The 13,057-nt window shown below is 64.9% G+C and carries 8 protein-coding genes; 6 read left to right on the top strand and 2 right to left on the bottom strand.

Going from position 1 to position 13,057, the window contains the following annotated elements:
- On the bottom strand, positions 1 to 1,925 hold a 1,925-nt coding region (locus KA184_10010), incomplete at its 3' end, for a FecR domain-containing protein (protein MBP8129898.1).
- 292 nt (positions 1,926 to 2,217) lie between these two features.
- On the opposite strand from KA184_10010, the gene KA184_10005 reads away from it, so the two are divergent.
- From KA184_10005 to KA184_09995, 3 genes are read left to right on the top strand one after another with little or no spacing between them, the layout of a single operon-like run.
- Entirely contained in the window at positions 2,218 to 3,564 is a 1,347-nt protein-coding gene (locus KA184_10005; GenBank protein ID MBP8129897.1) for a protein kinase, read from the top strand.
- Entirely contained in the window at positions 3,554 to 5,356 is a 1,803-nt protein-coding gene (locus KA184_10000; protein ID MBP8129896.1) for a cation-translocating P-type ATPase, read from the top strand. Before KA184_10005 ends, KA184_10000 begins: the two co-directional genes overlap by 11 nt.
- Before the next feature lie 40 nt (positions 5,357 to 5,396).
- Positions 5,397 to 6,572, top strand: coding sequence for an amidohydrolase family protein (locus KA184_09995; protein MBP8129895.1), 1,176 nt, complete (start codon positions 5,397 to 5,399; stop codon positions 6,570 to 6,572).
- A 105-nt stretch (positions 6,573 to 6,677) separates the two neighbouring features.
- Here KA184_09995 and KA184_09990 read toward each other — a convergent pair whose 3' ends face one another.
- Entirely contained in the window at positions 6,678 to 8,981 is a 2,304-nt protein-coding gene (locus tag KA184_09990) for an SUMF1/EgtB/PvdO family nonheme iron enzyme (GenBank protein MBP8129894.1), read from the bottom strand.
- Positions 8,982 to 9,232: 251 nt separating this feature from the next.
- Between KA184_09990 and KA184_09985 the strand changes: the two genes are divergently transcribed.
- From KA184_09985 to KA184_09975, 3 genes are all read left to right on the top strand, one after another.
- Complete coding sequence (locus KA184_09985; GenBank protein ID MBP8129893.1) at positions 9,233 to 10,612, top strand: alpha-L-fucosidase; 1,380 nt, start codon at positions 9,233 to 9,235, stop codon at positions 10,610 to 10,612.
- Positions 10,613 to 10,724: 112 nt separating this feature from the next.
- The gene (locus KA184_09980; protein ID MBP8129892.1) at positions 10,725 to 11,993 is read left to right on the top strand and encodes a Gfo/Idh/MocA family oxidoreductase; all 1,269 of its coding nucleotides are present in this window, start codon (positions 10,725 to 10,727) and stop codon (positions 11,991 to 11,993) included.
- A gap of 23 nt (positions 11,994 to 12,016) precedes the next feature.
- The gene (locus KA184_09975) at positions 12,017 to 13,057 is read left to right on the top strand and encodes a hypothetical protein (GenBank protein MBP8129891.1); all 1,041 of its coding nucleotides are present in this window, start codon (positions 12,017 to 12,019) and stop codon (positions 13,055 to 13,057) included.

Raw genomic sequence — 13,057 nt, 5'->3', positions numbered from 1 at the left:
CCTGAAGACGACGGAACCGTACGTATGGTCGGCGCGCTGGGCCGCGAGGGTCCTGACGGCGCTGTGCGCCCCACAGACGGCGCCGAAGGCGGCTGTGTCCGGATAGTCGGCGCGGTGCGCTCGCCGGGTGTGCGCGGCGACACGCCTGTGTCGGGCCGGGACACCGGGGGCGCGGTGCGTCCGGAGGGCGCATCGGGCGACTCGGTGCGGATCGACGGAGCGGTGCGTTCGCCGGGGGTACGCGGCGACGCGCCTGTGTCGGGCCGGGACACCGGGGGCGCGGTGCGTCCGGAGGGCGCATCGGGCGACTCGGTGCGGATCGAGGGAGCGGTGCGTTCGTCAGGGGTACGCGGCGACGCAGGGGTGGCGTCGGGGCGTTCGGTGCGCACTCGCGCCCGGCCGGGGTCGGTGTCTACATCCGTGCGCGCAACGGTGCCCGGCGTGCCCGCACGGCCGGTTTCGGTCCGCAGGAGCGCATCGCGGCTGGGACGCTCGATCTGGGTAATGGTGCGGACGTTTGCGCTGCGGCCGCCGCTTGTCGACGCCGTGCGGACTGTGCGCACACCGGGCGCTTCGCCCGTGTTGAAGCGGTCACGGCCGACGCCGGCTTCCAGCGTGCGGACGCGGTCGGATGCACTGCGCCCGGACGGTCCATAGACCTGAGGCCCGCGGATGCTGCGTGACGGGTTGTAGTCGCGCACCGTGAGCCGTGAATCGCTGTACGGGATGCGATAGCGGTCGCGATGCGGGTAGTTTCCAGTGTAGATGTTCCAGATGTGCACGTCGTCAGCATATATGGTGGTGATGTTGCTGCCGAATAGCGGCATGATGTGGCCGGGACCCCAGTAAATCTGGTCCCACGGCGCGAAGCTGCACGCGTAGAAGTTCCAATTCAAGCCGCCGCAGTTGAAGTAGTTCGCGCTGCCCCAGAAGACGGGCCTGTTGTAGAAGTCAATGGGCGACCAGACGAAGTAGGGCCCATAACGAACCGTGGCGACCCACGCGGGGCTCCAGATGGGGTCGTAGCCCCAGCACCAGCCGTAGGTGGGGAAATACGACCAGCGACCGTAGTGCGACGTGATATAGGAGAAGTCATAGTGACCGACCCAGACATGGCCGTACGCGGGCACATAGCTCCAGCAACCATAGCGGTAAGGCACGTAGTCGACGACAACCGTCGGCCGCCAATAGGGCCGGTCTTCCACGTAGACCCATTCGCCGGACGAGGCGAGTTCCGACACGCCCAGCGTGGCCGGCTCGACAGTGACGCCGGACGGGACCCGGTTCCAGCCGTTGACGAGCAGTTCGCTCCGTTCGCGGTTCCACGTATCAAAGGCGTCTTCGAGGGACCGGTCAAACGGTACGGGTTCGGAGGGGAGCATGCCGGGGTCCACATACACGCGCTGCGATTCCACGGGAATCACGGGCGGCTCGCTGCCGGCGCGCACGTGGGCGCGGCCCCAGCGCACCGAAACAACCGTCGCCCCGTCTGCGGAAACATCCACGCGGGCGTTCGTGTTCTTGTCCACCTGTACCGTGCACGCGGGCGTCGTGACGACGAAATCGCCGGAACTGCGGTTCATGCGGTGCACGTAGACCGAACCGGTCCAGACTCGCACTGCGGCGCTGGGCGGCAAGGAGGTAACCTCCGCCTTGCTTCCATCCGCCATGCGCAGGTAAGAACCGCCGGAAAATTCGATTTCAGCGGTTCCCTGGCGGTCTACCCAGAGGGTGTCGCCGCTGAAGACCAGCGTGTTGATCGTGGCGTTGGCCCACTCCGCCGCGTCGCCGCCCATCACCAGCGTGCTGCCGGCGTCGAAACTGACCCGCGCATGCAATACGTCCTGCCCATAGGCCGCGAGCGCCGTAGTCAGGCCGACGGCGGCAACGAGCGCCAAGCCCGAGAACCTGCGATTGCTCTTCATGGAATCATCCTCCATTCTGCGCTTTTGTGCGCTTCATCGTACCAGACGAATTGGGCGCATACCCATTCAATTGCGCTCGGCCGGACTGCGGCGTCGTTTATCCAGGACTCATTCCACCGTCCGTGGCCTTTGCGCCGCTTTCCAGGCGCTTGTTAGACTAGGGAAAACAACTTGCCGGGCGGGCTGGGGAGGTACATCGTTGAGATGTCCGTATTGCGAGAGTGAGGCGCCGTCAGACGCCGCCTGGTGCGCGGTTTGCGGTCGGCGCCTGAACACAGGGGCGCCGGTAGAATTGACGCCAGACTGCCTGCTTGCCGGCCGCTTCCGCATGGTGCGCTGCCTGGGTCGCGGCGGACTCGGTAACGTGTGGCTTGCCAAGGATTTACTGCTTGATGGGGAGCCTGTAGCCTGCAAGGTCCTCCGGGAAGACCTGTTTTTTGACCGGCGCGCCATTTCCGACCTGAAACGGGAGGTCTTGCTGGCGCGACGGCTGCGGCATCCGAATATCGTCGCCGTGCATACCTTCTGCGAGACGGCGGCGCACCGGTTTATCGTCATGGAGTTTGTAGCCGGAGACAATCTGGCGGATGCGCTCTATGCCCGGGAAACGCCGTTCTCCGTGGCGGAAGCGCTGACAATGCTGGGGCCGCTCATCGAGGCGCTTGATTACGCCCATGATCAGGGCATCCTGCACCGCGATATCAAACCCGCGAATTTCCTGTTGGATGACACCGGTCTTGTCCGCCTGGCGGATTTTGGCATTGCCCGGACCGTGCAGGAAATGACCGCGCGGGCCGCCAGCGAGATCACGTGCGGCACGCTCCTGTTCATGAGTCCCGAGCAGCTACGCGGAGACCAGTTGGACGCACGCAGCGACCTGTACAGTCTCGGCGCCTCCTTGTACGAACTGCTGGCCGGGGTGCCGCCGTTCCATTCCGCTTCCATCGTTACCCAAATCCAGATGCAGGCTCCGGAACGTATCGCTCACTGTGGCGAGAGGGTCAATGACGTGCTCATCCGGGCGTTGGCGAAACACCCCGCAGCGCGCTATCCATCCTGTGGCGCATTCTTCCGCGCTCTCATGCACGCTGCGGAACAGGACGGGGGAGAAGCCGGGGCGCCCGTGCCGAAACGGCCTTGGCAGAGGCTGCCCGATTCTGTGCGCCGGATGGAAATCGACACGGTGGCGCTGCCCAAACGCGACACGGCTCTGCAACAGGAACGCTTGGGCATCTTGCTTCTGGAACGCGGGCTGATAGACCGTGTGCAGCTGGACGAGGCCCTGCAACGGCAAGTGACAACGCAGGAACGGCTGGGAGAAGCGCTGGTCCGGCTGGGATATGTCGCTGAACGGGACATTGCCGCAGCCTTGAGCACACAACTGCGCCTGGAGCTGGTGGACGCCGAAAAAGAACAAATAGAGATGGAAACGGCTAAACTTTTATCTAAAGGCGCAGCGGAAGCGCGCCAGTGTTTGCCGTTGCGGCGCTCCAGCGCCGGACTTGTGGCCGTCATGGCGAATCCGTTGGACTTGGACCTCCTGAATGAGCTGGAAGCGACTGCCCGGTGTCCCGTGCGGGTTCTCATCAGCACACCGGCGAGCATCCAGGCCGCGATAAGGGCTGTCTATGGGGACTAGGCAGCGGTCAGGGTGCCGGGGGGCGATTCGGCTGGCGCGGTCGCTTGGCTTTGCCTGGGGCATGGCGGCGTTTTTCGTGATGATGCCATTGTGGACGGCGCAGATGCCACCCGTGGTCAGGACCGGTGTCTGGGCAACGGCGCAGTTGCTGATGCTTCTCGGATTGGGGATTGCGCTGGGCGGCCCCGCGCTGGCGGATTTGCGCCGGAGACGGTTTACGGAAACCACACTGGTGGCCGGTCCCGTTTTGCTTATTCTTGTTGGGGCCTTGGTTGGGGGACTTGGAATGTCGGGGGCTTCGCTGATGATTGCCGTGGTCATTACCGCGGCAATACACCTGACGCAACAACGGATGTATCAGCCTTTCGAACGGCTGGTTGTGCCGGAACGTCCGGCCTACGAAGGCGTGCCCGAGAACGAGCCTGAGGCTCCCCCGGAGACAGATGCGGCTGAAGAGACGGCGGACAGGAAGAAGTCCGCCTTGAGCCCGGTGGAGAAGGCGGTGCGCGCGCTCGGCTGGACCGGACTCATCCTGGTGGCACTGACGCTTGCGCTATGGCTTGCCCTTCCCTCTTATCGTGTGTTTTGCGGGGAGTGGGCACGCAGGCTGGGACGCCTGGCTCCCGCGGACATGAGCCCCGTGCTGTACCAGGGACTCCTCTCGGCGTTTGCGGTGCTGGCCGTGATGAGCCCCTTCGCGCTGCGGACGGCCTCGCCTCTGGTGACGGAGGCAGCGCTGGAGGCCGGCGCCGCGCGGCGCGTGCGTTACCGTGACGGCGAGGCGGTACGCAGTCTCGGCGAAGCGACGATGGTTGTTTTCGCGGCGCCGGGCGCCCTGACCGAAGGATGTGCCCGCGTACGCGCGGTCGAGACGATGGGTGTTTCGCCGGTCCGGGACGTGCTGGCGTATGCCGGCGCCGCAACTTCGGGCGGCGGCGATATGTTCGCGGACGCGGTCCGGGCGGCGTGCCGGCGGGAGAACATAGACGTCACGGGAACGGTGAAGGTCAGCATCCTTCCAGGTCTCGGCGTTCAGGCGCAGGTGGGGGAAAGGACGGTGCTTGCGGGCCGGCCGCGCCTGCTGCGGGAGCAGGAGGTGGATTTTGGGGCGTTCGAGGATACCGTGGCCCGATTTCAGACGGCAGGCCTGCTGGTACGTCTGGTGGCCGTAGACGGCCGGTGCCTGGGCGTTATCGCCCTGCACGACCCGTTGCGCCGCGATTCCGTTCGGGTCACGAAGATGCTGCGCGCCCTGGGCATACGAACTGCGCTTCTTGCAGGGGAGGACAAGCTGTGGGCGAGCGTCACCGCGGAACAGGCGGGCGTGGATGACGTCGTAGCGGATGTGTTGCCCGCTGACCGGTCTCATGCGCTTGCCCAGCTGCGGAGCGAGACCATCGGTAAAATGGTGCTCGTCAGCGCGTCCGAGGAGGACGCAACGGTTTGGCGATACGCGGACGCGGGAATCGCGTTGTGTGCCTGTCCGGAGGCCGCCCCTCCCGAAGTCTCGGCCGCGATATCGCACGAACAACTCATTGCCGTGGTGCGTGCGGTCGTGCTCGCGCGGGAGTCTCTCTTGCGGACGGTGGAGAATGCCGCGTGGCTGACGGCGTACCATGGGGCGATGACGCCGTTGGCAATGCTGGGTCTGGTGCATCCGGCGGCAGGCGCGGCGTTGTCGACGCTGGCGTGGGTGGTTACGCGGTGGAACGCGCGTCGCTTGCTCCGGTTTGACCCGGACGCGCGTGTGCGGAAGATTCTGGCGCGCAGGAACCGTGGAGACCTTTTCTGAAGGCGGGGCGTTCCCCGCCAAATCAAGATGGGAGGGATCGTTGAAGAAGGAAACGTTAGTGCTGCGAGGCCGTTACCTTGGCGAAGGGCCCGTGCTCGATTGCAGGTTGCGTGACGGCTGCATCGCCGCCGTGCGGCGAGCGGGACGCGGCCACGCGGACATCGGGCATGAGGATGCGATTCTCGCGCCGCCGCTGTTCGACATTCAGGTGAACGGCCTGGGCGGCCTCGATTTGCAGTCGCCCGGCCTGCAGCCGGAACATGTCGCCGCGATGACACGGCTCCTGGCGAACCACGGCGTGGCGCACTGGGTCCCGACGCTGGTGACGGGGGACCTCGACGTGATGGAACACTGCTGCCGGGCGATAGTCGCGGCGATGCGCGAGCCCGAGGTGGCGCGGGCCATGCCGGGCATTCACCTCGAAGGCCCATTCATTTCACCCGTCGATGGCCCCCGCGGAGCGCATCCGCGTGCGCACGTAAGAATTCCGGACGTGAAGGAATTCGACCGGCTGTACCGTGCGGCGGACTCAAAAGTCGTTTACGCAACCCTCGCGCCGGAACTGCCGGGCGCGGTTCCGTTTATCCGGGCGCTGGTGCGGCGGGGCGTCGTGGTCTCGCTGGGGCATCATCATGCTTCGCGGGAGCAGATCGACGCGGCGGTCGCAGCCGGGGCCACCATGTGTACGCACTTGGGCAACGGGAGTGCGCCGCACATGCCGCGGCATGTGAACCCGCTCTGGCCGCAATTGGCGGACGACCGGCTGGCCGCGTCCTTGATTGCGGACGGACATCACCTGCCTGACGAGGTGTTGAAAACGTTCGTGCGCGCGAAGGGTGGGGACAACATCGTGCTCATCTCTGATTGCGTCTACCTTACGGGGCTGAGAGCGGGAAAGTACGTTTCTTTCGGGTCGGAAGTGGAACTCCGCACGGATGGCAAGGTCTGCCTGGCCGGCACGGAACTGCTGGCGGGCAGCGCGACGCCGCTGCTGGAGGGCGTCGTTCATGCGGCGGCCGCAACGGACCTGTCATTGGGCGGTGCGCTGCGGTGCGCGACGTCCATCCCCGCGCGTTTGCTGGGTCTGCGTTACCGGCTGGGTGCATTGAAGAAGGGGGGGCGCGCGCACGTGATCGCGTTCGACCTGACGCGGGCGGGCGGACGGGTGCGCCCGAGGCTTCAAGCGGTATTCATCCGGGGCAGGCAGTGGCTCTAGCGAAAAGCCCGCGTATCGTCGCGGCGCCGGCCGGATTTGCGCGCGCTCGGGTGCGGGCCTGACGGCATCCTTGAAATCGGCCGCTGTGTTGCGTCTGTTTTCGCGTCATTCAGGCGGGGTGAAGTCGAACTCGGCGACGAGCGAACCGGCGCAATCCCAGGCGCGCGCGATACCGGTTGCGCGCTCATCCCGCCAAGTGGACTCCGCTTTCTTGACGCCCTTTTCCCACCACTGCGTCCAGTGGGAAACGCCATTCGGTTCATGCAGCCATTCCCAGGCTTTGGACCCGTCGCGCCGCCACAGCGTCTCGGCGCCCGTCTTGCGGCCGAGTGCATAAGAAGTCTCGTACTGCTTCGAGCCGCCGGGATAGAACCACGTCTCGACGCCGTGGAGGAGGCAGCGCCCGTCGTCTCCGACACCTGCGTTCCAGACAAGCCTGGGTGTGCCGTCTGGGTACCGCTCCAAGTGTGTACGCACGTCGTGTACGGCATGAGCCGTGTTTTCAAGCAAGCGGTCTTCAGGGACTTCGTCCGGTTCATCCGCGAGAATCCAGGCCTCGTTCATCTCAAAATGGGGGCATGGAACATTCATGGTGGTGATTAGATGGATGACGCCGTTCTGGGCCTGCCGCGCGACGGAGTAACCAAGGGTCGTTGCGCCTGGCAGGTTGTTGAAGAACCCCGGGCCGTTTTCGTGTTCCTGCGCGCCCGGCAACTTCCTGAGACGCCACGTCTCGCCCTCGTCATCCGATAACGCGACAAAGCTGCCTGTCTTGCTGAAGCCCGCAGGTTGTGCGCCTTCCCGTTTCTGAAAGTCGGAAGCAAAGAACAGGCGTCCGCTCCGTAGCCGCAGCAGGCTTGGGCGCTGGTTTGCCGCAAGCGCGGGGAACGGCGAGGCGGTCACCTGCCAGTTCGCGCCGCCGTCGCTGGAGATCGCCTTCGGCATGTAACCCGCTATGTCCGTATTCTTTCCGCCGAGAGCGAGCAGCCGCCCATCCGACAACTCGCAATAGACGGTGTGACGGCCCGCGCTGCGTCCGCCGTTGTCTTGCCACGTGTGCATGTTGTTCCGGCTGGTCCAGAGCACCGACGTGCCTCCAACACCGTCGCTGGGCAGGCAGACCGTCCCGTCCGCCGTGCGGAAGGCCCGGTTGATCGGTTGGCGGTCATGCGGCCCAATTACCCCGGTGAACGCGGGGAACCGGGTCTCGCTCCAGCTTGCGCCGTTATCCTCAGACGTAATCCACTGGAATGGAAAGGCGCCTTGCGCCCGGCTCCACGCCCAGAACAAGTGCAGCCGCCCCGCATCGTTCCAGAGCAGGGGGGTGTTGTCGCACGCGCCGGGGCAATCGATGAGACGCGACGGCATGTCCCACGCGTCCGCGCCAAAACGCAATCGCGCGGCTATCAGCGACATCTCGGGTTCATACTCGGTATAGGATGTAAAGATGACGAGGAGCAGGTCGCCGTTGTCGCAGACTTCCAGGGCGGGAGAGTGGTTATGCCCGCGAAAGGAGGGGTCGAGGCCCGCGGCGTCTATCCGCCGCTGATGCTCCGCCATCAAATCCCGGTCCGTTTCTGTTTCGGGCGGACTCGGCAACAGGCGTCGCTTTCGGAAATAGGGCCTTGCGCTGTCGGGCCCGGTTTGTGCCGAAGAGGAAACCGCCTTGATGCCCAGGCACACGAACGGGGGCGTGCATGCCGTTGGAGCGGTCGCGGGCGGCGCCGCCTCCACAACGCGGAAGCCGATCTGGTGCGCGCCGGGCACGCCCATGCCGTCGGGGAATTGCGCCTGGTCCGCGCATGGAAGCAAACCGAAGCCGGGCGGCATGCCGGCGCGGCAAGCGGGCTGTTCATATTCGCTGCGGGCCAGGCATTCGAACCGGCCGTCAAGCTGGTCGAGCACGCCGCCGCGCACGACCCGGGCAAGACCGCAATCGGGGCCAACGGGGTCCACGGCTTCGCCCGGGGGATAGTCCCCGTACCAGTCCGCGCACCATTCACGGACCTCGTTGGCCATGTTCTGAACGCCCCACGCTTCCGCGGAACGGCGCACGTATTCCCATTCCGCCTCCGTGGGCAGGCGGAAGGAACGGCCCTCGGTCTTTGTGAGCCAGCCGCAATACGACGTGGCGTCATGCCAGCTCACGCCCCGCACGAAGCCGTCCGGGCTCGCCAGTGTCCATTCCGGGCGGAACCGGCGGTATTGTTCCAGCGTCACTTCGGTTGTCGAGATGCGGAACGGTTGCGACAGGACAACGTGGCGGGCGGGACGCTGGTCCCAGAGCGGGGACGCGTCGTTACCCATCGTGAAGGCGCCTGCCGGCACGTCCACCATGCCGGGCAGTTGCGCCAACGACGCGGAAGCCGGGACAAGCAGCATCGCGAGGCAAGGGCAGATGGTTCGCATTACGGGACTCCGCTGGTTGAAGGGGCAAGGCGCATTATGAAAACGGTTCGGATGTTGTTCAACCTGCGCGCGGGTCTGACTCGGCGACGGATGCCTCAAACGCGCGGGGCCCGTCGGGCAAGCGTTCGCGCGGCAGTGGGAGCGTGAGCGCGCTACGGCGAACACAAACGCATGAGGAGTGTTTGCGCGGCGCCGAACCGCTCTGCCAGACTGTGTTCCGGTTAACATTGCGGAACATCCGGAGACACACAATGACCGCGACGCCGGCTGTATTCGCCGCAATACCGGTGCTGGCATTTCTGATGGCACAGCCCGTGCATGCGTCAGACGCAGCCCCGCTGTTGCCTTGCCAGGAGACGCCGGCACAGCGCGACGCGCGTCTTGCGCTGTGGCGCGAGGCCCGGTTTGGCATGTTCATTCACTGGGGCCCGGCGAGCGTGAACGGCACGGAGATCAGCTGGTCGCGCATTGGGCATCCCCATGACCATCCCGGTCTCGAGTCCGTGCCGGCCGAGACCTACGACGCTCTCTACCGGCGTTTTAATCCGGCAGCATTCGATGCGGACGCCTGGATGCAGCTTGCCAAGGACGCCGGCATGAAGTACGTCGTGTTCGTTGCCAAGCACCACGACGGGTTCTCCATGTGGCCGACCCGATTGCGCCCCGAGTACAGCATCCGGGCGACGCCGTTCGCGCGCGATATCTGCAAAGAGATTGCGGACGCGGCGCATGCGCACGGGCTGATGCTGGGCTGGTACTACTCGACCCGGGACTGGACGCACCCGGACTATCTCGCGGGCGATAACCGGAAATATGACGCCTTCTACCGTGAACAGGTCCGCGAACTCATTACCGATTATGGACGTGTCGACATACTGTGGTTCGATCACGTGGCCGGGAACTGGCGCGATTACGATTTTCAGAGCCTTTTCGACATGCTCTACCTGCTGCAGCCGGGTATCGTGGTCAACGATCGTGCGGCGCGGTTTATCCGTCCCACGGAAGACGCGCCTTCGCCCGGGACTGCCGCCCTGACGCGGGGGGATTTTGACACGCCGGAACAGAAGGTCGGCACGTTCCAGCGCGAGCGGCCCTGGGAATCTTGCATTACCATGACCGAGTGCAAGGACGGCGGCGGCTGGTCCTATCGGCCCGACGGGCGCACGCGCTCGCTTGAGGAATGCATCCGGATGCTGGTCAGTTGCGTTTGTGGCGATGGCAACCTGCTGCTGAATGCCGGGCCCATGCCCACGGGCGAGATTTTGCCGGAGCAGGCCGCGGTGTTGCGGCAGATCGGCGCATGGCTCGGCGAGTACGGCGAGAGCATCTACGGTACGCGCGGCGGCCCGTACCGCAACGGGGCTTGGGGCGGCGCCACTTACAAGGGCCGGAACGTGTACCTGCACGTTTTTCGCCGGGATGGAGGCACCCTGAGCCTGCCGCGCTTGAAAGCCGGGGTCGTGACGGCCGCGGCGCTTACCGGCGGCAACATCACTTGGGAACTGAGCGGCGAACGGCTGCGCATTGCGCTGCCGCCAGCCGAATGGAATGCCATAGACACTATTATCAAGCTGGAACTGGACGGTCCCGCGGACAACGAAATAGATATCGAGCCGTTGCAGGTCGAATAGGACGGGCCCGTGTGGAAATCATGACTATGCCGGAAGAATGCGCGATGCGGCGGCGGGTTTGCCCGCGCGGCATCCGCATGGAAGCGAGGAAAGAACGAACGCGGAGGCGGCTGTGCAAGAACTCAAGGTGACGATCAGCGGGACAGGCTTCGCCGGAGATTTCACCGCGCAGGCCTACGGTATGATCCCGCACAAGAACGGAGTGGACATCGTGCTGGCGGGCGTAAACTCAGGGCATCTGGGGAACGCGCGCAAATTCGCGGAAAAGCACGGCGTGGCGAAGGCTTATTTGTCCCATGAGACGATGCTGAACAGCATCCGGCCGGACATCGACAACATCGCGTGCGCGAACTACGTGCATGGTCAGTACGTGATGGAGGCGGCGCAGGCGGCCGTGAAGGTGATTGTGCTCGAGAAGCCGCCCATCATCTGGCATGGGTACGCCGAAGGGCGCGAGGCGGACGCCGCGGCGCGCAAGCGCGAGACCATGGAGGCGCTCAGCCGCGTATTGGACGTGGCAGGGGCATCTCAGGCGAGACTGTTGTACGCGGAGAACCTGGTTTACGTGGATGGCGTGAAGGCGGTGGCGGAACTGCTGCGCGAGGCGATGAAACGCAAGAAGGGGACGGTTCTCTACCAGTGGGGCGTCTGCGCACATCAGGGGTCTCATGCGCCTGCATACGACACTCCGGCGAAGTCCGGCGGCGGCTCGCTGTTCAACAAGGCCTGCCATCCGCTGGGGCCCGCGCTGTACTTGAAGCAAATCGAGGGCATTCTGCGCAACGGCAAGCCGATTCGGCCCGCCAGGGTTTCGGCAGTCGCGCTTCAGGTGCTGAAGCATCAGCCCAAACCGGCGGGACGGCACTTCCGCGTGATGCAGCACGTCGACGATTTTGGCCGGCTGACCGTGGTGTTTCAGGACGGTACCGTGGCCGAACTGCTTGGATATGACCTGAGCATCAGCGGCATCAGGAACGAGTTTTCCGTGATCACCGACTTTGGACAGTATGATATGCGGATCAATCCGAATGACGAGCATCAGTTGTTCCTTCCGGACGGCGCGGTCGCGGGCAACCTGCTGATGCGCGAGAAGCTGCCAACGCCGCAGGGCACCTCGTTCCCGCGTCCGAGGCAATTTCACGCGCATGGTTACGTGAACGAAATGGACGATGCGGTGGAATGCGCGTTGCACCCGCTGCGGCAGCCACAGTCGGGGCCGATGCTCGCGTGGGACACGATGGCGGTGCTCATGGCGGGATACGAATCGAGCGAGAAGGAGGCCGTTTTTGTCGACGTGCGCGAATACACGGAAGGGCGCGCGTTTCCCGAGTCGGCCTGGCCCGACCCAGCCGCGTGCGGCTCCGTCCTGCAACGGCAGTAGCGATGCGGCGCGCGATTCGACGTGTGACCGCGTTTGCGCGGTGTCATCCCCGTTGGTTCTCCCTCGTGTTCTGCAGCGTCGCCGTCGTGATTCCGTGGCTCGCTCTGGAATCCGTCTTTTACGTGCTGCTGCGCATCCGCATTGCCGGTGAAAAACCAGGAGTGGCGGCGTGGGAGGGGGAGGGCTTGATCGAGACCGACCCGCATCTGGGGTTTCGCGCGCGGCCAAACGCGCGCGTGCATATGCGGCTGGCTGGCACGGCGGGCGAAGCGCAGGAGTGCGACTACACCATCGACGCGCTGGGCCGGCGCTGTACGCCCGTCGACAACGCCGCGCTGCGGGACAGGTTTGCGCTTTTCTTCGGCTGTTCCTTTGCGTTTGGTGAAGGCGTCAACGATGGCGAGACGCTGCCGGCCCATTTTGCGCGCGCGGCGCCCGCGTACCTGCCGTACAACTTCGCGTTCAAGGCCTACGGGCCACAGCAAATGTGCCTGCTGGCGGCCAAAGAGGACTTTGCGCGGGATGTAGCCCAACGAGAGGGGATCGCCGTATACGTCTTCATTGACCATCATATCGACCGGGCAATCGGCACCGCATGGGTCAGCACGACTTGGGGCGGCGACCTGCCTTGCCTGACGCTGGAAGACGGACGACTCGTGCATCATGGCGCCTTCGAAACGGGACGGCCCGTCACGCAGGCCTGCTATCGCGCGTTCCTGCGCTTGCCGTCGGTTCAGTATCTTCGCATTGACTATCCGCCTGTCGACCGGCCAGAGAACTTCCGGTTGGTGGCAGCGATGATCGAGGAGTCCGCGGGCGCGTTGCGGCGGTGTTTCCCCGGTCTCCCCTTCTACGTGGTGGTGTATCCGGAGCAGCGGATGGGCGAGAAACTTCGGGGTTATGTGAGCGGCGCCGGAATCACGTTCCTGAATTACTCGGACCTGCTGCGGGATGCGAAGGGCGCCCGTCGTGATTATTACGGGATCGACGGGCATCCCACGGGCAATACACACCGCATCGTGGCTGAAAGGCTCGCGGAAGACGTGGCGTCGGCCGCCCCGTAG

The sequence above is a fragment of the Candidatus Hydrogenedentota bacterium genome, assembly GCA_018005585.1.
Taxonomy (GTDB): Bacteria; Hydrogenedentota; Hydrogenedentia; order Hydrogenedentales; family JAGMZX01; genus JAGMZX01.
The sequence above is the reverse complement of the archived record's forward strand: the minus strand, read 5'-3'. Positions and strand labels throughout refer to the sequence as shown.